The organism is Alteromonas oceanisediminis (assembly GCF_018474025.1).
GTDB classification, from domain to species: domain Bacteria; phylum Pseudomonadota; class Gammaproteobacteria; order Enterobacterales; family Alteromonadaceae; genus Alteromonas_E; species Alteromonas_E oceanisediminis.
On record NZ_JAHCTA010000006.1, the window covers coordinates 96,222 to 120,213 of the forward strand.

Sequence of the window (23,992 nt, forward strand, 5' to 3'; positions counted from 1 at the left end):
CATGCTAACACAAAGGCGCGAACACGACGAAATAGAGGGTGAAAATCTAAATGAAACAACCACTTCCAAGGCATTAGGAGGTGCTAATATATATTCTTGCGTATCGGATCTGGTAGGTAATACACCATTACTGTCGCTCAATAGGCTGGCGAAAAAGCATGCCTGTGTTGGGCAGTTAGTCGCGAAATTGGAGTTTATGAACCCAATGAGTTCGACGAAAGATCGCCCTGCTCTGGCAATGCTCAAACAACTTATGTCGTCCTCGCACTTTTGTGCTCAAACCCACATTATCGAAGCCACGTCAGGTAATAATGGTGTCTCCTGCGCGTGGCTTTGTGCATTGCACGGTATTAAGCTTACTATCGTGATCCCGGAACACATGTCGATCGAGCGTCGCAAAATGATTCAGCACTTTGGTGCGAATGTCGTTCTAACTCCTAAGCACTTGGGAACCAAGGGCGCTATCGACCACGCTAAAGAATTGGTCAAAGCCACACCGTACGCGGTCTCACTAGATCAATTCGGTAATTTGGCAAATCCAGAGATCCACGCACGCACAACGGCGCAAGAAATCATCCGCGACTGCGGTGAAAATATTGATGTATTCATTGCGGGTGTAGGTACTGGTGGTTCATTAACCGGGATTGCAAGTGTATTGAAACAAGTGTCGCCACACACGCAGATCGTTGCTGTCGAACCTGCTCGCTGCCCAGTGTTGAGCTCTGGTCGTTCGGGCGTCCACGGTATTCAGGGGCTCAGTTCCGGGCATGTCCCTGACATTTTAAAGCGCGAGCTGATTGATCGCATCGAAACCGTCGAAGATGAGGATGCTATCACTTACGCGCGCGCGCTAGCGCGAACAGCAGAAGGCTTAGCCGTGGGGATTTCTTCTGGAGCTACAGCCTGCGCTGCTGTGCGCATTGCACAGCAGGCAGAATATGCGGACAAGCGGATTGTGATGATACTCGCCGATACGGCCGAGCGTTATTACAGCACGGCACTGTTCGAACAAGAAACACACGCATAGTTACTCTGTCGCCTCTCCTTCCATCGGAACGCGCACGTGACCTTCCATTAACACGCGCGCACTGCGACTCATAATGGCTTTGGTTACACGCCACTGCCCTTCAACCTGCTGAGCTTCGGCCCCCACTTTCAAGGTTCCCGACGGGTGGCCAAAGGTCACAGACTGACGTTCGCCACCCCCTGAGGCCAGATTCACCAATGTGCCCGGTATGGCAGCCGCTGTTCCTATAGCCACTGCGGCGGTGCCCATCATGGCATGATGTAACTTGCCCATCGACAACGCTCTCACAAGCACATCGATATCCTGCTCAAGAACGTCAGCGCCGCTGGACGACCGATACGTCTTTGCAGGGGAAACAAATGCAATCTTGGGTGTGTGCTGTCGCTGTTGCGCTTGTTCAACGCTATCAATCAATCCCATCGCCACTGCGCCTTCTGCGCGTAAACGCTCGAACTTTGCCAAAGCCTGCGGGTTATCATTCACCGCACTTTGCAATTCAGTGCCCTGATAACCGATGTCACTTGCATTAACAAAGATGGTCGGAATACCCGCGTTAATAAACGTTGCATCAATCTCGCCAAAATCTGTCGTGATTAAGCGATCAACACGGTTACCGGTCGGGAAAAGCGCGCCTCCCCCATCTGCCGGGTCGATAAACTCAACCACGACTTCGGCCGCCGGGAAGGTCACACCATCCAACACAAAATCGCCGGTTTCCTGCACAGCACCTTGAGTCACCTGAATATGAGCGACAATCGATTTCTGTATGTTTTCCTGCCAAATTCGCACAGTAACAATGCCACTTTCTTGATTGCTGAGTAACGGATCGGACACTAACCCATTCTCAATCGCAAAAGCACCCACTGCGGCCGTGAGGTTGCCGCAGTTGCCACTCCAATCAACAAAAGGGCTAACGATCGATACTTGGCCAAAAAGGTAGTTAACATCATGATCAGCCATATCACTTTTGGACAGAATAACGGCTTTACTGGTGCTTGATGTTGCCCCCCCCATTCCGTCCGTGTGCTTACCATAGGGATCAGGGCTACCGATAACGCGCAGCAGAAACTGGTCACGGGCTGGGCCAGGTTGTTGCGCTTCCAGCGGCAAATCATTCAGGTTAAAAAAAACACCTTTGGACGTGCCGCCCCGCATATAGGTAGCGGGTACTTTCCGTTGTGGCGGGTATTGAGAACGCATATTAGCTTTGCTCCGCAGCTAAAAAGTCTTTTGCAAAACGTTGTAAAACACCGCCAGCTTCATAAATAGACAATTCTTCACCGGTATCGAGGCGGCATTTGACAGCCGCTGTGACCGATTCACCTGAACGGCGATTGACAATCAGGGTCAGCGTCGCTCCCGGTGCTAACTGCCCCTGAACATCATATGCTTCAGTGCCATCCAGTTTCAATGTATGCCGATCCGTGCCTGGCATAAATTCTAACGGTAACACACCCATACCAATCAAATTGGTACGGTGGATACGCTCAAAGCCTTGTGCGACGATCACTTCAACGCCGGCTAGGCGTACGCCTTTTGCCGCCCAGTCTCGTGAGGACCCCTGCCCGTAATCATCGCCAGCAATGATGATTAACGGCTGCTTGCGCTGCATGTAGGTCTCAATGGCCTCCCACATGCGGATCACATTACCTTCTGGCTCCAAACGCGTGAGCGAGCCTTCTTTGACCTTTCCATCAACAATGGCCATCTCGTTTTTTAAGCGCGGATTGGCAAAGGTAGCCCGCTGCGCGGTGAGATGATCTCCTCGATGGGTGGCATAAGAGTTAAAATCTTCTTCGGGTAATCCCATTTTCGCCAGATACTCTCCGGCAGCACTGTCCAGCATAATGGCGTTCGACGGCGACAGGTGATCGGTTGTTATGTTGTCACCGAGTATGGCCAACGGCCGTAATCCTGTCAGCGATGGTTTATCTGCAAGCGCACCTTCCCAATAAGGCGGGCGTCGAATGTAAGTGCTCTGTGGGCGCCATTCATACAACGGATCGTTATCTTCACCGTAATCGACACTGAGATTAAACATTGGCTCGTAAACTTTGCGGAACTGTTCCGGCTTGACGCTCGTTTTAATCACGGCATCAATTTCTTCATCGCAGGGCCAAATGTCGGCTAATCTAACGTCATTGCCGTCATGATCCTGGCCCAGAATGTCTTTCTCTATATCAAAGCGGATCGTACCCGCTATGGCATAGGCAACCACTAGCGGTGGTGAGGCCAAAAAGGCTTGTTGCGCATAGGGGTGTATACGACCATCAAAATTTCGGTTGCCTGACAGAACCGCCGTCGTAAATAAGTCGCGGCGCTTTATTTCATCGACGATCTCGGGACGAAGCGCCCCGCTCATGCCGTTGCACGATGTACAAGCAAACCCGACCACACCAAAGCCTAACTGCTCAAGCTCTGGTAACAGCTTTGCCTCTTCCAGATAAAGCTGAACGGCTTTTGAGCCCGGTGCTAATGAGGTTTTAACCCAAGGTTTACGTGTTAATCCCTTGGCGTTTGCATTGCGCGCAATCAAGCCCGCTGCAATCATATTGCGTGGGTTACTGGTATTGGTACAACTGGTTATCGCGGCAATGATGGCCGCCCCGTCTGGCATTTCATCGCCATTTTGCGGCGCTTGCGCAGCACTGATCCCTTTCACTTTAAGATCTTTTGTAGAGACTTTTGTGTGCGGGTTTGAGGGCCCAGCGATGTTTCTCTCGACAGACGAAAGATCAAACTGCAACACGCGCTCGTATTCAGCATTGGCCAGATCATCTGCCCATAACCCCGTATGTTTCGCGTAGTTCTCAACCAAGGTTACCTGATCGTCTTCACGACCGGTCAGGCGCAGGTAATCCAGCGTGTGATCGTCAATGTAGAACATGGCTGCTGACGCACCGTATTCGGGCGTCATATTGGAAATTGTTGCGCGGTCGCCTAACGTCAGGTGCTTTGTGCCCTCGCCGAAGAACTCCAGATAAGCACTCACAACTTTCGCTTTGCGCAAAAACTCGGTAATAGCCAGTACAATATCGGTGGCCGTGATGCCTGCCGCAGGTTTTCCTAGTAGTTCAACGCCTACGATGTCGGGCAAGCGCATGTAAGAGGCCCGACCTAACATGACACTTTCAGCCTCAAGCCCGCCGACGCCCAACGCAATGACACCCAATGCATCAACCATTGGCGTGTGGCTATCGGTGCCCACAAGCGTATCGGGAAAAGCCACACCATCGCGGTTTTGGATCACAGGCGACATGCGCTCCAGATTAATCTGGTGCAGGATACCGTTCCCCTGCGGGATCACATCAATATTCTTAAACGCGGTTTTCGTCCAATTGATAAAATGGAAGCGGTCTTCGTTGCGTCTGTCCTCAATCGCTCTGTTTTTCTCAAACGCATCTTTTTCATAGCCGGCGTGCTCAACCGCGAGGGAATGGTCCACCACAAGCTGTGTTGGCACCACCGGGTTTACTTTAGCTGGATCGCCCCCTTGCGCGGCAATCGCATCGCGCAACCCGGCCAGATCGACCAACGCCGTTTGACCCAGTATATCGTGACACACTACGCGCGCCGGATACCAGGGAAAGTCTAAATCGCGTTTACGCTCTATGATTTGCGTCAGGCAATCGGTTAATGTATCTGATGGACAGCGTCGCACCAAATTTTCCGCCAGTACCTTTGACGTATAAGGCAGACGTTCATAGGCGCCAGGCTTAATGGTATTCACAGCCTCGCGCGTGTCAAAGTAATCGACCTTACTGTTTGGCAGTGGCTTGCGATATTCAGTATTCATCATTGTAACCTCACTAATTTGCAGGTTAGCTGCGCTCGCTGATGGGCACAACGGCACGTAGGTCTTCGCCAGTGTATTCAGCCGACGGACGGATAATTCGGTTGTCTGCACGCTGCTCCATAACGTGTGCGGCCCACCCCGTGAGCCGCGACATCACAAAGATCGGCGTGAATAACTTGGTGGGTATATTCATAAAGTTGTAGGCTGAAGCATGGAAAAAGTCAGCGTTGCAAAACAACTTCTTCTCTCGCCACATGACCTCTTCACAACGCACAGAAACGGGATACAACACCTCGTCGCCCACATCGTCAGCTAACTTTTCTGCCCATTGTTTAATAATCGCGTTGCGTGGGTCGCTGTCCGCATAAATAGCGTGCCCGAAGCCCATTATTTTCTCTTTTCGGGCTAGTTTGCCCATCATCTCTTCTTCCGCATGATCAGGCGATGTGAAACTTTCAATCAACTCCATCGCCGCTTCATTTGCGCCGCCGTGCAACGGCCCACGCAACGAACCGATCGCGCCGGTAATGCACGAGTGCATATCGGACAGCGTTGATGCGCAAACGCGCGCTGTAAAGGTCGACGCATTGAACTCATGTTCTGCGTACAGGATAAGTGACACATGCATGACTTTTTCATGCAGAGCACTCGGTTTTTTACCATGCAATAAATGCAGGAAATGCGCGCCGATTGAATCATCATCCGTTTCAACATCGATGCGAACACCGTCGTGCGAGAAACGATACCAGTAACAAATAATACTGGGGAAACAAGCCAACATGCGGTCAGTTACGGCATCCTGCACTGCAAAATCCGTTTCCATTTCCAAATTGCCCAGCATCGAGCAACCTGTGCGCAAAACATCCATCGGGTGGGCTGCAGCAGGAATTCGCTCAAGTACGTCTTTCAATGCCTGCGGCAGACCGCGCTGCGCTTTTAATGCAGCCTTGTAGGTTGATAGTTCATCTTGTGTCGGTAAGTGACCCTTTAAAATCAAATGCGCCACTTCTTCAAACTGGCAATGCTCTGCTAAATCTTTGACATCATAACCACGATAAGTCAGGCCCGAGCCAGATTTACCTACCGTTGAGAGTGCTGTTTTACCTGCTACTTGGCCGCGTAAACCGGCACCACTTAATACTTTAGCCATCTATCTTTCTCCGCAATCGTTAATTTAAATTTTTGCCGTCTGAAAACAGCGCGTCCAGTTTTTGTTCGTAATCGTGGTAACCGAGGTAATCATAAAGCTTCATTCGGGTTTGCATGGAATCGACGACGGCTTTTTGATCACCATCTTTAAGAATAGCGGTGTATACCGTTTCTGCCGCTTGATTCATCGCTCTAAACGCACTCAACGGGTAAAGCACCATGGCCGCTCCCCACTCACCAAGCTGCGAGGCGTTCCATAACTCAGTCTTACCAAATTCAGTAATATTCGCCAGAATGGGCACATCGAGTGCCTCTGCAAAGGCTCTATAATGCGATTCGGTTTGTACGGCTTCTGCAAAAATGCCATCAGCGCCCGCAGCGACGTAGGCTTTTGCGCGCTCGATCGCGGCGTCTAACCCTTCCTGAGCAAACGCGTCGGTTCTTGCCATAATAAAGAAATCAGGATCGGTACGGGCATCAACCGCAGCGGTGATCCTGTCGACCATCTCCGCAGTCGATACAATCGCTTTATTGGGTCGATGTCCACAGCGTTTCTGAGCGACCTGATCTTCCATGTGTACCGCAGCAGCGCCGGCCTTCTCCATATCACGGATGGTCTTAGCGATATTGAATGCGCCGCCCCAACCGGTATCAATGTCGACCAACAGTGGCAGATCACACGCTGAAGTGATCCGATTCACGTCTACCAGCACATCGTTTAACGACGTCATACCTAAATCGGGTAAACCGTAGGACGCGTTAGCTACACCACCGCCCGACAAATAAATCGCTTGATGGCCTATTTGCTCCGCCATCATGGCTGCGTACGCGTTGATTGTTCCGACGATTTGCAGTGGCTTGTTGTCGACCAATGCGTTGCGAAAACGTCTGCCTGCACTGAGTCTCGTTGTCATGAAAACCTCACTTTTAAGCTAATTTAAGTTGAATATGATGTTTTGAATAGGTGATGTGACGGCGCATCAACAGCTCAGCCAACTCTTCATCTCGGTCGGCAATGGCTCGAACAATGTTACGGTGCTCATCAAATGCGGTGGTCACTCGCGGGCCCGCCATACCCAACTGAACACGATACATACGCACCAGATGGTAAATGCCGTCAATGAGTAAATTGATTAACTGTTTATTCTGGCTTCCGACGACGATCCGGTAGTGAAAATCAACATCGCCGGCTTCCTGATAATAGGAATGCTCACCTTTTACCTTACTGAGATGTGAATCCAGTAACGCTTCTAATGCCTGAATTTCAGCCACTGGCATGTGACGTGCGGCAAGTCGAGCTGCCATGCCTTCTAACGATTCCCGCACCTGATACAGTTCATCTAAGCCAGCAGAAGTCAGTGATACAACCCGCGCCCCTACGTTGGCCTTTCTTTCAATCAGATGAGACGTTGATAAACGATTGATGGCTTCGCGCACGACCGCCCTGCTGACCTGATACTGCGAAGCCAATTCTGCTTCGCTGAGTTTGGATCCAGCCGCAACAACGCCTTCAACAATGTCTTTGCGCAATTGATAAAAGAGCTTGTCGGCCGCGGTAACGGCGTGTTCGATTAGCATAGGTTGATGCACGAAGGTCGATCAAATTGTCGACAATGGTAGCTAAATTTAATGGTAATGCAAGCTTCGAGCGCTTTATTGTCGACAATTTATCCATGACACGCGACCTAGTGGCTGTGATTTAAGACCGACCAGGGCGTGTCTCCCTTGGGATCAGCCGCAGGCTTTTTTGACAAACCGAGCCGTCACCATCATTTCACCCACGCCATCCACCTTACAATCAAGCTCGTGGTCTTTTTTATCAAGAATGCGACGGATCCATGCTTTTGTGCCCACTTTGATCACCATCGAACTGCCTTTCACTTTGAGATCTTTGACCACGGTCACCTTATCACCCTCGGCTAATGCTGTGCCATTTGCGTCCGACACGATAATCGATTCTTGCGCTAGCAGTTCTTCCGGATTCCATTCGTAGCCACACTCAGGGCAAAGCAACTGATTTTGATCATGATAAACGTATAAAGAGTCGCACTGCGGGCATGGTGGGTGTGTCGACATCATCAATTCCTCAACGTCGTTTCAATAAAAGCTGTAGTGTATCAGCAATGCACGGTGTATGTGCTAAGAGGAAGATTTACCGGATTATAGGCAATTTTTACTGGCAGTCAGTCAACCTGTATAAGCGCAGCGCCTGATGGGGAGACTCAACCGTGTCGGCCTCATATTTGCTTATAAAACCGTTGCTGATTTGAGTCGGTGATAGCACAATCCGATCGCATTGCCTGTGATAACAGCATAAAGTCTGCCGTTTGTGGTAGCAAAACGACAATAAGGAACATCATGAACGACATGCTTTTCTACTTGGGCGATATCGCTTATGGGTTATCTTATGCGCTGACGCTCACGGTTTGCGCAATTACCTTACTGCCTCTGGTACCTAATAATCACTGGGTATTTCGCGTGTGGGAATTTCCCCGCGTCCAAATTATTGTGTTAGCGATATTCGGCTTTGTCTTGCTAGTGGTGTTTGCGTCCGAATTTACGCAAAGTGAGTGGATAGCACAGCTTATTGCAGTGTTCGCAGTGGCATGTTTTCAAAGCTACTGGATATTGCCATACACTCAATTGTACAAGAGCGAAGTAGCTCGCCATCATGCCGTAGCGGGTGATGAAACGCTGACCATTCTTACCGCTAATGTGCTGATGACGAATCGCAATGCGCAAGGACTTATTCGCCATGTAAAGGTGAATCGCCCCGATATTCTTGTCACCCTTGAGAGTAATCAATGGTGGCAGGATCAACTCGATCCAGTGCTCACAGACTACCCTCACCGTGTTTCTATTCCTCTGGATAATCTTTATGGAATGCACGTTTATAGTCGACTGGCTCTGCATGATGTTGTGGTGAGCGAACGGGTAAAGGAAGGGATCCCCTCGGTGAAATGCGGTGTCAGCTTACCAAGCGGTGCTCACGTTAAATGCTTCTTCGTGCATCCGGAGCCCCCGAGTCCGACCGAAGCCCCGACCGCCGCACCGCGCGATTGCGAGCTTATGCGCGTAGCCGATGAGGCTATCGACATAACCCAGCCCGTCATCGTAACGGGCGACCTAAATGACGTCGCTTGGTCTCCCACCACGAGGGAGTTTCAGCGCCGAAGTGGCCTGTTCGATCCACGTGTCGGGCGAGGCTTTTTTAACACCTTCCATGCACAACATGGTTGGGCGCGTTGGCCCTTAGACCATATCTTTGTAAGCCGGGAATTTGCGTTGGTGTCGTTGCAGCGATTGGATGAGTTCGGCTCTGACCATTTTCCGCTGTTAACAACGCTAAAACTTAATCCGTAACGCTCTTCGACTTCTGGCTTGCGCAGCGCTTAGAACAATACTTAACGTTCTCCCAGTCGCGCTGCCATTTTTTTCGCCACGTGAAAGGTCGCTGGCAAACAGGACATATTTTTTCCGGCAGGTCAGACTTTTTCATTAGCATCAAGTTTGCTTAAAAACGCGTCGGCATCCTCCAGCATATGCTGTACCTGTTTAGGATCCATTTTAGATAACGTTCGATAGATCATCGCCATACGTGGGTTGTCCTGCAGTTTCTCTTTGTGACGGTCTATAAAATGCCAGTACAAATAGTTAAATGGGCACGCTTGAGTACCGGTTTTCTCCTTGACGCTGTAATGGCAATTTTTGCAATAGTCAGACATCTTATTAATATAACTGCCACTCGCTGCATACGGTTTACTCGCCAGCATGCCATCATCGGCATACAATATCATGCTGCTAACGTTTGGCATTTCGACCCATTCATAGGCATCGGCATACACAATCAGGTACCACTCATTCACCCATTTAGGATCGACGCCGCTGAGCAACAAAAAGTTTCCCAGAACCATCAGGCGTTGAATGTGGTGAGCATAGGCATTGTCTTTTGTTTCCTGCACACATTGTTGTAAGCAAAACATATCGGTGTCAGCGGTCCAGAAGAGTTCTGGCAGTTTTCGTGTTGCCTGAAGCGCATTTTGCGACGCCAAATCCGGCATGAAATACCAGTAAAATCCTCGAATGTATTCCCGCCATCCAATCACTTGGCGCACGAAACCTTCAACGCTATTGAGTGGCGCTTGCCCACTGTCGTAGGCAATAATGGCCTGCTCAACGACCTCTTCGACACGGAGTAAACCGCAGTTTAGATAGAAACTGATGTGGGAATGAAACATCCATGGTTCACCGGTAACCATCGCATCTTGATACTGGCCAAAGTCAGGTAATCTCTGCTCTATGAACTCATTCAGCACGACCAATGCATCGTTACGCGTAACGGCAAAGTGAAAGTTTTCGAGGGACCCAAAATGATCATCGAAATGCTTAGCCACCAAATCGATGACAGCTTGCGTTTCATCGTCTGGCTTGAATGTTGTCGGGTCAGGTACTGAATGATTCTTAGGCATCGGTTCGCGATTCTGTGAATCATAATTCCATTTTCCCCCGGCAGGTTCTCCCGCCTCCATCAAATAGCCCGTTTTCTTTCTCACTTCACGGTAAAAGAACTCCATGCGGTATTGCTTTTTGCCTTCTGCCCAATCGGCGAAAAAGTCCTGAGAAACCAAGAAACGATTATCAGCTCTAATTTCCACGGGTTTATCAAGTGTATCCTGCCATGCTTGCATGTCCTGAAGCAGACGATGTTCGCCAGGGTGAGTGACAACCACATCATCCACAGCGTGCTTTTCACAAAACCATTGCACCTGTTTAAACAATGCGCCTTTATTGTGTTTATGGTCATAATCAATGTAAGTTACGTTGTACCCATCATCACGCAGCGATCGCGCAAAATGACGCATGGCCGAAAACAAAAACGCAATTTTCTTTTTATGATGTTTGACGTAGCTGGCTTCTGCGTTGACTTCAGCCATGAGCACAAAGTCAGTCTCTTTATTGATCCCCTGCAGTGCTGAAATATCGTCGCGCAATTGGTCGCCTAACACTAACCGTAACGTTGCCATGTAGACTACCCTTTAATTTCTTGATAGGCGTCTAACGCGCGTTGGCGAGAAGCCTTTAAGTCGACCAAGGGTTCCGGGTATTCCTTACCCAGTGTCACGCCGGCTTTCTCAAGCACATCCTCTGGCGCGTCCCAGGGTTTATGCAGGTATTTATTGGGCACGTCTGACAGTTCTGGGCAGTATTCGCGTACGTACTCGCCCGCTTTGTCAAATTTTTCGCCTTGAAGCACTGGATTAAAAATACGGAAGTACGGCGCGGCATCAGCACCACTACCGCCCACCCACTGCCAGCCTGCTGTGTTACTGGCGAGGTCGGCATCCACCAGACAATCCCAAAACCAACGCTCGCCCTCGCGCCAATCAAGCAATAGATTTTTCACCAGAAAGGAGCCGACTACCATGCGCACACGATTATGCATGTAGCCGGTTTGCCACAATTCACGCATCCCTGCATCCACGATCGGGATGCCTGTTTTGCCCCGTTGCCAGGCTACTAGGTCCTTTTTGCTGGAGCGCCACGGAAAATCATCAAACTTTTCGTTAAAGTTTTTATTGATAAAATCAGGCCAGTGATACAGTAAATAGTAACTAAATTCGCGCCAGCCCAGCTCGCTCAGGTAGGTGTCGATGTTGTCGTTATCGCTCCCGTCAAAAGCATCAAGGATGGCGTACCAGACCTGATTGGGCGACACTTCGCCAAAATGCAGATGAGGTGAAAGTCGTGAGGTGCCTGATGCGGACGGGATATTCCGTTGGTCTTTATATTCAAGTGCGGCATCGCTAATAAACGTACTTAACTTATCAGATGCACCATCTTCCCCCGGTTTCCAATGGGCTGAGAAGCCTGCATCCCAATCTAAACTGGGTAGTAGATCAAGATCATCGACTGACCCACGTTGAAAGGCGTGATCCGCATAGGTTATTCGTTCCGGAGCACCGACAGGGTGCCGAGGCGCATCCGCTTTCAAACAGCCTTTGCGATAATACGGCGTAAACACCTTGTAGGGCCCACCATCCGCTTTGCTGATCTGCATAGGCTCCCACAGCAGGCTGCCATTAAAACTCTTAACGGTAACATCAGTCTCGTCTTTGATGGCGGTTTTAATCGATTTGTCGCGTTCTCTTTGATGAGGCTGATAACACCGATTCCATACAACGTTGTCGATATCCTCTGAATCGAGCATATGGCGGATGATGTCAGCCGGGTCTCCCTGCTTAATGATTAAATGGCCGTTAAGACGCTGTTGCAACGAGGTCAAACTGTGATGCAGCCACCACTTAGACGCACCGCCCAATTGCTCATGTTCATCAGTCTCAGTATCGTCAATGTACAGTGGAATTACTTTGCCCTGCTCTACAGCCCAATGTAATGCGGGATTGTCTTTAACACGAAGGTCTTGCCGAAACCAAACCAGCGTCGTTGCTACCGTCATAATCTTTCTTATTCTGATGAAGTGTATTTATCACTACTGATTAATCCGTTTTTTCGATCCATTCAGCGCCAAATTGACTAAAACTCATAGTAATCACTGACGGGTCCTTTCAAATGCGTTCTAACGGAATATTCTTTTTTCAACATGATCTTCGTCTCTCAGACAACCCAGCGTTGCTCGCTGTTGTGCAGCGCTGTGATCAGCTTTTATGTGTTTATCTGGTACACCAACTGACTCTCAGGGATACCCAGTGGCAACCGCAGCACAGGCAAAACGGCGCGCTGAGTGCGCAACGTCAACTGTTTCTTTATCAGTCATTACAAGATTTGGACCGACAACTGACATCACATGGGCAGGCGTTGCACCTATGCGTAACGGCTGATCCCGTCGATACAATGGATGAGTTGATGGGTTATGTTCAACCTACTGTCGTGGGCATGTCGCGGCACGCTGGCGTGAATGAAACCACACAACTTACCGCGCTAAAACGGCTTGCACGCAATCATGCGAGTGAATGTATTGAGGGGCCACCAAGTACACTTTTTAACGACGATGACTTACCGTTCGCACTTGACGACATGCCCAATGTGTTTTCCCCATTCAGACGTAAAATCGAAAAGTCACTCACACCGAATCAGGTTGTCGACGCGCCAGCATCATTAAAGCCAAAAGTGCCCGACTTTGATTATTGTTCCTACGAATCCATTGGTCTGAGTACGGCGCATGGAAAACAACATTTTCCACGTTTAATCGGGGGGGAAACGGCGGCTTTGGCGCAACTTGATTACTACACATTTAAGTGTGACGCGCTGGCCAGCTACAAAGAAACACGTAACGGTCTGGATGGGTGGGACTTTTCCTCAAAACTTTCAGCATGGCTGGCGCATGGTTGTATCAGCCCAAGGCAGGTATATCAGACGATCGGCGCCTACGAAAAAGAGCGTGTGAAAAACGATTCTACTTACTGGCTCTATTTTGAATTACTGTGGCGCGAATTCTTTCATTGGCAACTAACCAAACACGGCGCTGCTTTTTTTCAGTTCGGTGGGATCCAACAATCTCCCCCCACAACACGCCATGATCATGAGCGATTCACACGGTGGTGTGATGGCGACACAGGCTATCCCATTGTTGATGCGTGCATGCGCCAGTTGAACACCACCGGGTTCATGTCAAACCGTGGACGGCAACTGGTCGCCAGTTGCTTTGTTCATGAGCTCAATCTCGACTGGCGCTATGGTGCTGCTTATTTTGAAAAGCAATTGGTCGATTACGACGTTGCCAGTAACTGGGGAAACTGGCAGTACCTTGCGGGCGTAGGCAGTGATCCGCGTGGACACCGGCAATTTAACCTAGAAAAACAAACGCAGACTTACGATCCGGATCGCCAGTTTATCCAACGATGGTTAGATGATGCGTCATGAAACCACTGGTGGTATGGCTGAAGCGCGACCTACGCTTACGCGATCATCTGCCATTTAAACAAGCGTGCGCATCAGGTAAACCCCTCTTCTGTGTATATATCATTGAGCCGATTAATATTGACGATCCGCACATGTTGCCGCGTCATTGGCGTTTTATCACTCAATCGCTTAAAGATATGCAGCAACAACTTGCCCCTTTCAGCGGCCAAATAGGCCTATACGCAGGTGTCGCCACAGAGGTTTTCTCACAGATACACCGACAGGTCCAATTCGACACCCTACTGAGTTATGCTGAAACAGGCGTGCAAGATACTTTCGACAGGGATAAAGGTGTTGCCCGATGGTGCAACCAACATAACGTCATCTGGCATGAATCACCGAATGCTGCGGTACAGCGTGGATTAAATCACCGCGAGCGTTGGGACTCCCATTGGCAACGCGTTATGCAGATGCCAACCGATGACCCCGATTTTTCCAGCGCTTACTGGTATCAAGTCGCAGAACATGACCAAAATGTGCAACAACTGTTAACGCGGCTCGGTAACACCACCCACAATCCTCACCAGTTATCGAACGATAACCAAGCACGTTTTCAGCCTGGCGGCGAACGCCGTGCCTTTCACACGTTGCACGACTTCTTTGCCGAACGCGGAAAAACATACGCATCAGACATCAGCCACCCTAGCAAGGCTCGGCAATCATGCTCTCGCTTATCTCCTTATCTGGCGTGGGGAAACATCACAACGCGACAAATTCTGCAGTATATGCAGCGGTTACCCCATCGCGCTGGGTGGGCCAGAGCCATTGCCGGTGTCACTTCCCGATTACAGTGGCGCTGCCACTTTATACAAAAATTTGAAAGCGAACACGCCATGCAGCATCGCGCAGTCAATACAGCCTATGCACAATTTCCCTATCGTAAAGACGAACAGGTAGCCCCTATTGTTGATACATGGAAGCGGGGTGAAACGGGTATCCCACTGATTGATGCTTGCATGCGCGCTTTACACGCTACGGGCTATTTGAACTTTCGTATGCGAGCGATGGTGGTGAGTTTTCTCACTCACCACCTGAATGTCGATTGGCGTCAGGGTGTTGAATTTTTAGGTGCTCAATTTCTCGACTTTGAGCCCGGTATTCACTACCCGCAATTTCAAATGCAAGCCGGTGTTACTGGCACAAATACCATTCGTATTTATAACCCGTTAAAGCAATCGCTGGAGCGTGACCCAAGCGGTAATTTTATCCGCCAGTGGTGTCCTGAGCTCAGTCAGGTGCCCGACGAATCGATTCATCACCCCTGGACATTAACACGCATGGAACAGCGCTTTTATGGCGTTATTGTGGGTGAAGACTACCCGGTTCCAATAATTGATATCGTTGAAGCTGGGCGGGAAGCACGAGAACGACTGTGGGGATTCCAAAAACGTGACGATGTGACTCAGGAAGCGAAGCGGATCCTCGCGCGCCACACCGTGAACGATCGTGCTCGAAAGGGATGACTACGTCTTTTTATCTGCGTCCTCGTGTTGGCCCTCGACGGCGGCAGGTTCATGGTCTTTTAACCATTTCGTGAGTAATCCGATTTGGCCGCACTTGTAAGCAGCATAAGTTAATCGTAGTGAATTAGAAAGAACATCACTGTCGTTCCATTGCGTAATTTGGCTGATTTCTTTATAACAACGCATGGCTTGAGGTGAAATGTAGCCCCTCACCATCTTCTTGCCCATGGCTTTTTGCCGATCCCTAAAGCGTTTTTGCTTGGCCGCATTTGCCGATGCAGATTTTTTCTTTGTCTGATTTGGAGTTGTTTTCGTCACTACGGTTGTCTCAGTACTGTCACAAAATTAGCTTAACATAACTGTGTCGGCGCAACATCGATAAGCCAGCCATCCTACGATGGTTTTTTCAATTAACGTGTTTTCCTGACTGTTCAGAGTTGTTTAGCGTACAAGTGTTCGCTAAAGTAGCGCCACCTTGCAGTATCAGTTTAATTATTTATGACTTTACAAAAATCCAGTTTTTCCCGCGATGATCTTTTGGCTTGTAGCCGAGGTGAACTTTTCGGGCCAGGTAACAGCCAGCTCCCCGCGCCAAATATGCTGATGATGGACAGGATCGCACAAATCAGTGAAACCGGTGGCGAATACGGTAAGGGGTTTATTCGCGCCGAACTGGATATTAAGCCTGACCTGTGGTTTTTCGACTGCCATTTTCCCGGCGATCCTGTGATGCCGGGTTGCCTGGGCTTAGATGCGATGTGGCAACTGGTAGGCTTTTTCCTTGGTTGGTGTGAAGGTCCCGGAAAAGGCCGTGCGCTGGGTGTTGGTGAGGTGAAATTTACCGGTCAAATCTTGCCGACCGCGAAAAAAGTCACCTATCACATTGATATGAAGCGTGTGGTGAAGCGTAAGTTGTTTATGGGCTTGGCAGACGGCGTTGTTAAAGTGGATGGTCGCGCCATTTATAGCGCTAAAGATCTCAAAGTAGGTTTGTTTCAAGACACCAGCAATTTTTAACGGTAAAAAAATAACCCCGCGTCTGCGGGGTTCCAATGACTCTGTTGCGGATCGCAATAGGCCATCCGCACACGGATCTAGTACTAGCGACTAAATCCTAAATTTCGGTCTTCTAACGCCTCTCTCCAACCACCTAACCACTCTGAGCGAGCATCGGATGTCTGAAACGGACACAGTTCTTTCGAACGCCCCGTGATGCCGGCTTTATACCCTTTAGAATGAGCTCTGGTCATTTTATCTCTTTTTTGTCTTTTCATTGAGTTACCTCGGTAGAATTATTGACACATGGGCAAGTTAATTTACCCACCTAATAGAGATAGTGGATTGAACCGATTGGTTCAACCCTGTCACCCATCTTTTTATCGATTTCGGTGTTAACGTAATGATAGTTTTATGAATTTTTTGTTACACCAAATTGTTATAAAAATCGCGACTTTGACGCCAAAAAGAATATCAGTTTACTTATGTGAAATAGGCAAAAAAAAGCCCGCAGGCAGCGGGCTCGTTAATGGACGTTAGCGACTCTATCCAGAGTGCTTAGCCATGCGGCGCCAGCCCATTACACCCAACAAGCCGAGCAATAACCAGCTGCTTGCTGCACCAGAGCGTTCAAACTCTTCGCTGTCGTTCTGACAGTCATCAATCTGACCACCGGCAATACCCTCCAGTTTCACCGCATAGGCTGCATCAACTATCACCGGTTCACCGGCACTGTCATTGACAGCCTCACCTTTGATATTACGGCCATTTGTGCGAACGCGTGCGTTAACCAACATATCATTTTGATCATTAATACTGGTGCCTTCTATCAGCGTGTACTCAGAGTCACATTCGATGAGTCGGTTAAGGTTGGTAAACTCATCAGCGTCGATATCGTACATGAACGCATTTCTTTCACGAACCTGACCGTCGGTTGCCTCAACGTCAGCCGCGCCAACGATAATATTGTTAGCATTGATGGCTCGCGGCACCATACCCGAACTGTTAAAGAAACCGATTGGGTAACGCGTTTCACCGGTAGCAATGGTATACACAAACATTTTACGGCGAGACACACCGTTAAAATCACGCGCAACCGTCCCGACAATGTACTCATCGTTGGCAAACAATGCGGTACTGAGTTGATTCTCTTCACGAGGCAGTAACTCAGTGACTTCGCCGTTTTGGAAGCTGACAGCCACGAATTCAGCTTGCGCAGACGCAAAACTTTGCCCCGGTAGGGTAATGTTAACGCCATCACCGGTCATTGACTCACCCACTGCAAGCCCAGCGTCATTAATACCAAAAGCCCGACTCACAAAACTGATTGTGTTGTCTGGCTCGGGTTCAAAGACCAACCCGTAGGTTTCTACACTGATCACGCTTCCGTCATTAGCCAACTGCCACACGTGCGCGCGTGTTTGCGCGCGCGTACGCAATACATTACCCTGACCGCTTTCATCGCCGCGCAGATTAGCGAGGCACACTTCTTCAGGGACATCGGCACGGGCATCGTCATCCGCACAAGACGCAATGGCGTCACGAACCGTATCCGTGACTGCCGTGGTACCGTAACCCGCCACCTGCATATTATTATTGATATCAAACGCTTCACTGATACCGCCAAGCGCCGTTTCTACGGGAGGTAGGTCTATAGTGCTGCCATTGACCTGCGCAAAGCCACGCGAAAGAATATCACTGATCACAAAGGTGATGTCGTCACCGTTTTCACGTGTATAGGGCAGTTTGTAATACAGACCATCTGAAACGCCAACGGCTATTTCACCGCTCAGCGCATCGCGCGCTATGCTATCAACCGAACGCGTAAAATCATTAAACGTGTCGGTCACCACGTCTAGCCCGGGAACCAGTTCAATATCAATACCATCGGTTTTAAACGTTCTAAACAGGGCTATTTCCTGCCTATCCAAATTGGCATCATCTTGCAGCAAATTAAACACGAAGGACAAATCTGCGGCATTGAAATTGCCAGCTCTGGCCGCCTCAATATCGGTGAGATTGCTGGTCAACTCCGTGCTTTCAAAATCGAGTAGCGAAAGGTCGATCAGCGGATTAAATTCGCGTTGCAGCGTACTGTAGGCAACCCCGTCGTTGGTGAGTGTCTGGCCAAAGTGGTTGCTGGCTAGATTGTCTAATGGCAGCGTCACAATCCGGTATTGAGCCGCATAGGTGGAAACCGTGGTGAGCGTGACGGCCGCAGCCATCGCAATGGAGCTTAACTTCATTAAATATCCTGTTGAATCAGTTATTCTTGTGCGTCTTCTAATGCATCCCATCGGGCGTAAGCATTTTCTAACTTAGTTTGTAATTCTGCTAAAGCTTCCAGCTTTACCGCCGTCTGATCGGCCGGTAGTTCAAAAAAGCCCGGGGCATTGATCGCCTCCTGCACTGCTGCCTGACGTAGTTCCAAATCTTCAATCAGTCCAGGAAGTGCGTCTAGCTCTCGCTGATCCTTGTATGATAGCTTTTTCGGACGTTGCGTTGAAGCATCAGTTTGCTGTTTACTCTCGCTAGGACTCTGTGGAGGCTTTGAAGTTTCATTATTTGCCGCTTTTTCAGTCGATGTGTTCAGGAATCCACTGTTTGGCTTGTTCTGATACCATTGCTGAATATCACTGTAGCCACCCACGAACTCCTGAACGACGCCATTTCCCTCAAAATACAAACTGGAGGAAACCACATTGTCGACAAACTCTCGGTCGTGGCTCACGAGCAGAACAGTACCGTCGTACTCAACCAGCAATGATTCAAGCAATTCCAAGGTCTCAACATCGAGATCATTCGTGGGCTCATCCAGTATGAGCAAATTACTCGGCTTTAACATCAGTTTTGCCAGCATGAGTCGATTCTTCTCCCCACCACTGAGCGCACGCACGGGTACATTTGCTCGCTCCGGCGAAAATAGATAATCCTGCAAATAACTCATTACGTGACGGGGTTGGCCGTTTACAGTCAGGTCACGCTTACCATCACCGACGGTGTCAATCAGCGTTTTATCTAAATCCAGTGCGCTACGGTGCTGGTCAAAATAGGCAATGTCGAGATTGACGCCACGCTTTATTTCACCGCTTTGTGGGGTTAGATCGCCAAGCAACAGTTTGATCAACGTACTTTTCCCGCACCCGTTGGGGCCAACAATGGCGACTTTGTCGCCACGCAAAATACTGACACTTAAACGACTCACAATCGGCTTTTCATCGATCGCGTAACTTATACAGTCCGTTTCGAATACGCGTTTGCCGGATCGCGCCGATTGGTTTTGTGCGATCTTCGCATTGCCTACCACGGTGCGCCTTGCGGAGCGTTCTTCGCGTAAGCGCTTAAGCGCCCTTACCCGCCCTTCATTTCGAGTGCGTCGCGCTTTAATACCTTGACGGATCCACACCTCTTCCTTGGCTAACTTTTTATCAAACTCAGCCTGATGATTAGCTTCAATTTCAAGATCTTCTGCTTTTTTAACGAGGTAGGTCGCGTAATCGCCGGGATAGCTGGTAAGTTGGCCGCGATCAAGGTCGACAATACGTGTTGCCAGGTTACGAATAAATGCGCGGTCGTGGCTAATGAAAACAATCGCCCCCTGATAGGCTTTTAAATTTCCTTCAAGCCAGCGGATCATCTCTATATCCAAGTGGTTTGTTGGTTCATCCAGCAACAACACATCAGGATTGCCTACTAAAGCACGTGCCAGTGCGGCTTTTCGTCGCCAGCCTCCTGATAATGATGCCAGCGATTGCTCAGGATCCAGGTTTAACATGGTCAACACGTTGCCGATTTGCTGCTCAAGCTTCCATGCATCATGGACTTCGAGTTGCTCTTGAAGACGCTGTAATTTATTGAGCTGTGTTTCGCTGTAGTCTGTTTCGACCACTTTGATTTGCCGAAAGTATTGTTTTAAAAGCTCGCCCGCTTTCGCTAACCCTTCGGCGACATAGTCAAACATACTGACATTGACGCTCTCTGGCGGGTCTTGCGGGAGTCTTGCAATCCGGGTTTGCCCGGGCACAACACGTACACCTTCATCGCACTGAATTTCATTGGCAAGCAAGCGCATCAGCGTGCTTTTGCCCGAACCATTGCGACCCACGATGCATACGCGTTCTTTGGCGTGTAGTACAAAATCAACGCCATCCAGCAGCGGTGGCGTGCCATACAATACACTGACATTTTTTAACTGTACTAAACTCATTGAATAAACTGCTCAATTTGATCAACATTAAACGGCCACCCTAGCTCTTGCTGGGTGTCTTGCCTTAGTAATACGGGAATACGTAAAGCGTATTGGTGGTAGTCTTGCGCGTTGTCGCGAATGTTTCTGACTTCAATGTCGAGTGGCTGAGTGACCTTGCCCAGTTCCTCAAGCGCATTGTCGCATAGATGACACTGTGGGCCACTGAACAGAATGATTTTCACTTTGCCAACACCCAACACTGGTGGATTTTAGGGTTTCGTTTAAAATCCTCTGGTAAGGTTTTAGTGCTAATATTTTCTAGGGTGAAACCCACAGCTTCAAGTGATTCTGTGTCCATCTTGAACTGTCTCAAGTTAGTTGAAAACACGATTTCGCCACCCTGATTGAGTCTATCAAATGCCTGAGTAAGCAGAGCAACGTGGTCACGCTGCACATCCCAAGTACTCTCCATGCGTTTGCTGTTTGAAAACGAAGGCGGATCAATAAACATCAAATCGAATGTGGCGGTGTGCTCGCTAAACCAATTCAGACAATCTGCTTGTTCGAATCGGAATGCGCCGCGTAAACTCAGATTGTTGAGTGTGAAATTGCGCTTGGCCCAGTCCAGATAGGTTTTGGATAAGTCAACGGTGGTCACTGAGCGAGCCCCAGCTTTTGCACACATTACCGACACGGATCCGGTGTAAGCAAAAAGATTAAGCACATCCTTTCGCCGCGCCTTTTGAGCAACGATTTGACGCGTCTTGCGATGGTCAAGAAAAAGTCCGCAATCGAGGTAATCTGTTGGGTTGATGTAAAACTCAGCGCCGTTCTCATATACCGTAATGAGATTGTGCTCACTCGCAACTTTCTCATACTGGCGCTTACCCTTTTGCTGACTGCGTACTTTAAGCGCAATATTTTCCGGTGCAACACCTGTAATGCTGGGTAATTGTATGATGATGTCGTTGAGGCGACGCTGCGCCTTTTCGGCAGGAATATTCTTGGGGGGCGCATATTCCTGAACAACCAACCAGTTTGCATATACATCGATGGCCACGTTGTAATCGGGTAAGTCTGCGTCATAGATGCGATACGCGTTGGTATCGTTTTGTTTTAAAAATCGTTGAAGCTGTTTCATGTTCTTCTTAACGCGATTAGCAAACTCCTGCCCCACAGAGGCGGCTCGCGTTTCCAGATTTTGTTCATCCAGTACAAAATTGACAAGTTTGCAGTCTAACTTACCGTTCATCAGCGCATATTCGTTGCTTGCACGAAGCTTCATTTGACGCAGTAAATCCCGTTGTGACGTTAATAGACTCACGCGCCAATCAGCGAAGTTCTCCTTTAGATGCGCGCCAAAATCGGCAAAAAACGGCACTAGCGACGCCATGTCGCTCAATCGCTCACCGTAAGGCGGATTAGACACGATGTAACCTGCCTGGGTTTTGGGCGCTGATAGTTTCAGCGCATCTTGATGACTAAACTCAATGACATCAAAAACGCCGGCTTTGTCAGCATTACGTTTAGCGATGGCAATTAAAGCGACTTGATTATCACTGGCGTAGATAGGACCTGAGGGCTTGGTCACCGCCTGTTGAGCTGCCGACAGAACCGCTGACCACTGCTCAGGATTATGCCCACGCCAGCCCGTAAAACCCCAAAAGCTGCGTAGCAGCCCCGGTGCTCTGTGGGTAGCTATTTGCGCAGCCTCAATCGCCAATGTGCCTGACCCACACATGGGGTCGATGAGCGCGGCGGCCGTATCTTTTGTCCAGCCGCTACGAATGAGTACAGCACTGGCTACGTGCTCTTTTAACGGTGCTTCACCGGCTTCTGTTCGATACCCACGCTGATGCAGGCTTTTGCCAGAGAGATCAATTCCGATAAGGATCTTATCTCGCCATAGCCTCGCCTGAATAAGCACTTGCGGGTTTATTTTGTCGACATTGGGACGCGCCAGATCAGCATCTTCGAAACAATCGACAACCGCATCTTTAACCCGCTGGGCGCCATATTGACTATTGTTGATTTCACGATTCGTGCCACTAAAACTAACCACAAAGGGTTGACCTGGCTTGAGGTGCTGCGTCCAGTCAATACTGCGTGCTGTTTCGTATAATTGTTGCTCTGTGTCACTGTCACCCTCTGATAGAACCCAGATAACTCGATTGGCAAGCCGTGACCACAAGCACAAGGTATACGCATCACGCAGAGTGGCATCGAGTAAAATCTGGCCAGGTTTCAACCGCGGCTGTGCATCCGGCAATAGTGAGATGACTTCACTTTGCAGTAATTCATCGAGTCCACGACTCGTAGTGAGCACAATGGGGTGTGTCTCAGATGTTTCTGTCATGATGTTATTTCTCAACATAGTCGGTGGCGCGAAAAATCAGGTATATTACAAACCCGAAACAATGGTTTTTACTAATTTAGGGCCGTGGTAAATCATCGCCGAGTAAATTTGTACTAAGGATGCCCCAGCATCAAGGCGAGCCTTGGCCGCCGCTGCACTGTCTATACCACCGACACTGACAATGGGAAGTTTCTGCTCAAGCGCATCGGCCAGTACACGTGTCACATGCAAACTTTTTTCTGTCAGCACTGCCCCCGATAGCCCACCCATTTCATTAGCATGCTCAATGCCTGAGACTCGACTACGATCTAAGGTGGTATTGGTGGCAATCACGCCGTCAATACCTGCGCTGATGAACGACTGCGCAATCGAGCGGATCTCATCATCCGATAAATCGGGCGCGATTTTAACCAACAATGGCTTGTATTGTCCTTGCTGATCGGCCAAGTACAACTGGCGCTGCTTTAAACCTTCCAGCAATTTGTTCAATGCATCACCATACTGCAGGTTTCTAAGGCCCGGCGTATTGGGTGAAGAAATGTTGACTGTCACATAATCGGCATGCGCGTAAACTTTGTCTAAGCACAGCAAATAATCGTTCAACGCGTCGCGTTCTTCGGTCGCTTTGTTCTTGCCAATATTAATACCAAGGATACCGGGATAGCGTCTCTGTCTGACTCGTTCAACCAGATAATCAACCCCCTTATTGTTAAAACCCATTCGGTTAATAATGGCCTGTTTCTCAGGCAGCCTGAACAAACGAGGTTTTTCATTGCCCGGCTGAGGTTTTGGGGTCACTGTACCCACCTCTACGAATCCAAAGCCCATGTGTCCGAAAGCATCGACACATTCACCATTTTTGTCTAACCCTGCGGCTAGCCCTACTGGATTGTTGAAGTTGAGGCCAAATACGGTCACGGGTTTGGTGGGAACCTGTTGTGCATAAGTGCAGCGCAACAGATTGGATTGGGAGTATTTGAGCCAATTAATGGTGAGATCGTGAGCCTTTTCAGGATCACAATGGAGTAAAGCATTTTGGGCAAGACCATACATAGGCAAACACATTTCCTAATAAAAAGCCCTGCATTGCAGGGCT

At 49.2% G+C, this 23,992-nt stretch carries 21 protein-coding genes; 5 read left to right on the plus strand and 16 right to left on the minus strand.

Annotated elements, in window-relative coordinates; all coding sequences use genetic code 11:
- Nucleotide 1: 1 nt before the first annotated feature.
- On the plus strand, nucleotides 2–1,027 hold the full coding sequence (gene cysK / locus KIU71_RS11770; RefSeq protein WP_214131488.1) for a cysteine synthase A: 1,026 nt from the start codon (nucleotides 2–4) through the stop codon (nucleotides 1,025–1,027).
- On the opposite strand, the gene prpF is transcribed toward cysK, so the two are convergent.
- The 6 genes from prpF to KIU71_RS11800 form a co-directional block, all read right to left on the minus strand.
- Nucleotides 1,028–2,227 carry a 2-methylaconitate cis-trans isomerase PrpF gene (prpF, locus tag KIU71_RS11775; RefSeq protein WP_214131489.1) on the minus strand — a complete coding sequence of 400 codons (1,200 nt, stop codon included), beginning with the start codon at nucleotides 2,225–2,227 and terminating at the stop codon, nucleotides 1,028–1,030.
- Between the two features lies 1 nt (nucleotide 2,228).
- Nucleotides 2,229–4,823, minus strand: a complete 2,595-nt coding sequence (gene acnD / locus KIU71_RS11780) for a Fe/S-dependent 2-methylisocitrate dehydratase AcnD (RefSeq protein WP_214131699.1) — start codon at nucleotides 4,821–4,823, stop codon at nucleotides 2,229–2,231.
- A 25-nt stretch (nucleotides 4,824–4,848) separates the two neighbouring features.
- Nucleotides 4,849–5,973 (minus strand): bifunctional 2-methylcitrate synthase/citrate synthase, encoded by a 1,125-nt coding sequence (gene prpC, locus KIU71_RS11785; protein WP_214131490.1) that lies wholly within the window; start codon nucleotides 5,971–5,973, stop codon nucleotides 4,849–4,851.
- 19 nt (nucleotides 5,974–5,992) lie between these two features.
- Nucleotides 5,993–6,886, minus strand: coding sequence for a methylisocitrate lyase (gene prpB / locus KIU71_RS11790; protein WP_214131491.1), 894 nt, complete (start codon nucleotides 6,884–6,886; stop codon nucleotides 5,993–5,995).
- 13 nt (nucleotides 6,887–6,899) lie between these two features.
- The gene (locus KIU71_RS11795) at nucleotides 6,900–7,550 is read right to left on the minus strand and encodes a GntR family transcriptional regulator (protein ID WP_214131492.1); all 651 of its coding nucleotides are present in this window, start codon (nucleotides 7,548–7,550) and stop codon (nucleotides 6,900–6,902) included.
- 153 nt (nucleotides 7,551–7,703) lie between these two features.
- A complete protein-coding gene (locus KIU71_RS11800) occupies nucleotides 7,704–8,048 on the minus strand; it encodes a zinc ribbon domain-containing protein YjdM (RefSeq protein ID WP_214131493.1) in 345 nt (114 codons plus the stop codon).
- A 282-nt stretch (nucleotides 8,049–8,330) separates the two neighbouring features.
- Here KIU71_RS11800 and KIU71_RS11805 point away from each other — a divergent pair, with 282 nt between their 5' ends.
- Nucleotides 8,331–9,335, plus strand: a complete 1,005-nt coding sequence (locus tag KIU71_RS11805; RefSeq protein ID WP_250207468.1) for an endonuclease/exonuclease/phosphatase family protein — start codon at nucleotides 8,331–8,333, stop codon at nucleotides 9,333–9,335.
- On the opposite strand, the gene KIU71_RS11810 is transcribed toward KIU71_RS11805, so the two are convergent.
- From KIU71_RS11810 to KIU71_RS11820, 3 genes are read right to left on the minus strand one after another with little or no spacing between them, the layout of a single operon-like run.
- On the minus strand, nucleotides 9,325–9,471 hold the full coding sequence (locus KIU71_RS11810) for a DUF2256 domain-containing protein (RefSeq protein ID WP_214131494.1): 147 nt from the start codon (nucleotides 9,469–9,471) through the stop codon (nucleotides 9,325–9,327). The genes KIU71_RS11805 and KIU71_RS11810 overlap by 11 nt on opposite strands.
- Entirely contained in the window at nucleotides 9,458–10,996 is a 1,539-nt protein-coding gene (locus KIU71_RS11815; RefSeq protein WP_214131495.1) for a cryptochrome/photolyase family protein, read from the minus strand. The genes KIU71_RS11810 and KIU71_RS11815 overlap by 14 nt, the downstream gene beginning before the upstream one ends.
- 5 nt (nucleotides 10,997–11,001) lie before the next feature.
- The gene (locus KIU71_RS11820) at nucleotides 11,002–12,429 is read right to left on the minus strand and encodes a cryptochrome/photolyase family protein (RefSeq protein ID WP_214131496.1); all 1,428 of its coding nucleotides are present in this window, start codon (nucleotides 12,427–12,429) and stop codon (nucleotides 11,002–11,004) included.
- A gap of 113 nt (nucleotides 12,430–12,542) precedes the next feature.
- On the opposite strand from KIU71_RS11820, the gene KIU71_RS11825 reads away from it, so the two are divergent.
- A complete protein-coding gene (locus KIU71_RS11825) occupies nucleotides 12,543–13,853 on the plus strand; it encodes a DASH family cryptochrome (RefSeq protein WP_214131497.1) in 1,311 nt (436 codons plus the stop codon).
- A complete protein-coding gene (locus KIU71_RS11830; RefSeq protein ID WP_214131498.1) occupies nucleotides 13,850–15,355 on the plus strand; it encodes a cryptochrome/deoxyribodipyrimidine photo-lyase family protein in 1,506 nt (501 codons plus the stop codon). Before KIU71_RS11825 ends, KIU71_RS11830 begins: the two co-directional genes overlap by 4 nt.
- Here KIU71_RS11830 and KIU71_RS11835 read toward each other — a convergent pair whose 3' ends face one another.
- Nucleotides 15,356–15,583 carry a hypothetical protein gene (locus KIU71_RS11835; RefSeq protein ID WP_250207481.1) on the minus strand — a complete coding sequence of 76 codons (228 nt, stop codon included), beginning with the start codon at nucleotides 15,581–15,583 and terminating at the stop codon, nucleotides 15,356–15,358.
- A gap of 270 nt (nucleotides 15,584–15,853) precedes the next feature.
- Here KIU71_RS11835 and fabA point away from each other — a divergent pair, with 270 nt between their 5' ends.
- Nucleotides 15,854–16,372, plus strand: coding sequence for a 3-hydroxyacyl-[acyl-carrier-protein] dehydratase FabA (gene fabA / locus KIU71_RS11840; protein WP_214131500.1), 519 nt, complete (start codon nucleotides 15,854–15,856; stop codon nucleotides 16,370–16,372).
- Nucleotides 16,373–16,455: 83 nt separating this feature from the next.
- Here the strand turns inward: fabA and rmf are convergent, their stop codons facing one another.
- The 6 genes from rmf to pyrD all read right to left on the minus strand — a co-directional run bounded on the left by rmf (nucleotide 16,456) and on the right by pyrD (nucleotide 23,949).
- Nucleotides 16,456–16,629, minus strand: coding sequence for a ribosome modulation factor (rmf, locus tag KIU71_RS11845; RefSeq protein ID WP_214131501.1), 174 nt, complete (start codon nucleotides 16,627–16,629; stop codon nucleotides 16,456–16,458).
- Between the two features lie 267 nt (nucleotides 16,630–16,896).
- A complete protein-coding gene (locus KIU71_RS11850) occupies nucleotides 16,897–18,597 on the minus strand; it encodes a DUF3466 family protein (protein ID WP_214131502.1) in 1,701 nt (566 codons plus the stop codon).
- 20 nt (nucleotides 18,598–18,617) lie between these two features.
- Complete coding sequence (gene uup, locus KIU71_RS11855; protein WP_214131503.1) at nucleotides 18,618–20,558, minus strand: ATP-binding cassette ATPase Uup; 1,941 nt, start codon at nucleotides 20,556–20,558, stop codon at nucleotides 18,618–18,620.
- Entirely contained in the window at nucleotides 20,555–20,782 is a 228-nt protein-coding gene (locus KIU71_RS11860; protein WP_214131504.1) for a glutaredoxin family protein, read from the minus strand. The genes uup and KIU71_RS11860 overlap by 4 nt, the downstream gene beginning before the upstream one ends.
- Nucleotides 20,779–22,896: a bifunctional 23S rRNA (guanine(2069)-N(7))-methyltransferase RlmK/23S rRNA (guanine(2445)-N(2))-methyltransferase RlmL gene (gene rlmKL / locus KIU71_RS11865; protein WP_214131505.1), complete on the minus strand. Its 2,118-nt coding sequence runs from the start codon at nucleotides 22,894–22,896 to the stop codon at nucleotides 20,779–20,781. The genes KIU71_RS11860 and rlmKL overlap by 4 nt, the downstream gene beginning before the upstream one ends.
- Nucleotides 22,897–22,941: 45 nt before the next feature.
- Nucleotides 22,942–23,949, minus strand: a complete 1,008-nt coding sequence (pyrD, locus tag KIU71_RS11870; protein WP_214131701.1) for a quinone-dependent dihydroorotate dehydrogenase — start codon at nucleotides 23,947–23,949, stop codon at nucleotides 22,942–22,944.
- Between the last annotated feature and the right edge of the window lie 43 nt (nucleotides 23,950–23,992).

Bases quoted from the DNA above. Each gene is read 5' to 3' on its own strand.
- cysK (WP_214131488.1), top strand. From the start codon at position 2: ATGCTAACACAAAGGCGCGAACACGACGAAATAGAGGGTGAAAATCTA.
- prpF (WP_214131489.1), bottom strand. From the start codon at position 2,227: ATGCGTTCTCAATACCCGCCACAACGGAAAGTACCCGCTACCTATATG.
- acnD (WP_214131699.1), bottom strand. From the start codon at position 4,823: ATGAATACTGAATATCGCAAGCCACTGCCAAACAGTAAGGTCGATTAC.
- prpC (WP_214131490.1), bottom strand. From the start codon at position 5,973: ATGGCTAAAGTATTAAGTGGTGCCGGTTTACGCGGCCAAGTAGCAGGT.
- prpB (WP_214131491.1), bottom strand. From the start codon at position 6,886: ATGACAACGAGACTCAGTGCAGGCAGACGTTTTCGCAACGCATTGGTC.
- KIU71_RS11795 (WP_214131492.1), bottom strand. From the start codon at position 7,550: ATGCTAATCGAACACGCCGTTACCGCGGCCGACAAGCTCTTTTATCAA.
- KIU71_RS11800 (WP_214131493.1), bottom strand. From the start codon at position 8,048: ATGTCGACACACCCACCATGCCCGCAGTGCGACTCTTTATACGTTTAT.
- KIU71_RS11805 (WP_250207468.1), top strand. From the start codon at position 8,331: ATGAACGACATGCTTTTCTACTTGGGCGATATCGCTTATGGGTTATCT.
- KIU71_RS11810 (WP_214131494.1), bottom strand. From the start codon at position 9,471: ATGAAAAAGTCTGACCTGCCGGAAAAAATATGTCCTGTTTGCCAGCGA.
- KIU71_RS11815 (WP_214131495.1), bottom strand. From the start codon at position 10,996: ATGGCAACGTTACGGTTAGTGTTAGGCGACCAATTGCGCGACGATATT.
- KIU71_RS11820 (WP_214131496.1), bottom strand. From the start codon at position 12,429: ATGACGGTAGCAACGACGCTGGTTTGGTTTCGGCAAGACCTTCGTGTT.
- KIU71_RS11825 (WP_214131497.1), top strand. From the start codon at position 12,543: ATGCGTTCTAACGGAATATTCTTTTTTCAACATGATCTTCGTCTCTCA.
- KIU71_RS11830 (WP_214131498.1), top strand. From the start codon at position 13,850: ATGAAACCACTGGTGGTATGGCTGAAGCGCGACCTACGCTTACGCGAT.
- KIU71_RS11835 (WP_250207481.1), bottom strand. From the start codon at position 15,583: ATGGGCAAGAAGATGGTGAGGGGCTACATTTCACCTCAAGCCATGCGT.
- fabA (WP_214131500.1), top strand. From the start codon at position 15,854: ATGACTTTACAAAAATCCAGTTTTTCCCGCGATGATCTTTTGGCTTGT.
- rmf (WP_214131501.1), bottom strand. From the start codon at position 16,629: ATGAAAAGACAAAAAAGAGATAAAATGACCAGAGCTCATTCTAAAGGG.
- KIU71_RS11850 (WP_214131502.1), bottom strand. From the start codon at position 18,597: ATGAAGTTAAGCTCCATTGCGATGGCTGCGGCCGTCACGCTCACCACG.
- uup (WP_214131503.1), bottom strand. From the start codon at position 20,558: ATGAGTTTAGTACAGTTAAAAAATGTCAGTGTATTGTATGGCACGCCA.
- rlmKL (WP_214131505.1), bottom strand. From the start codon at position 22,896: ATGACAGAAACATCTGAGACACACCCCATTGTGCTCACTACGAGTCGT.
- pyrD (WP_214131701.1), bottom strand. From the start codon at position 23,949: ATGTATGGTCTTGCCCAAAATGCTTTACTCCATTGTGATCCTGAAAAG.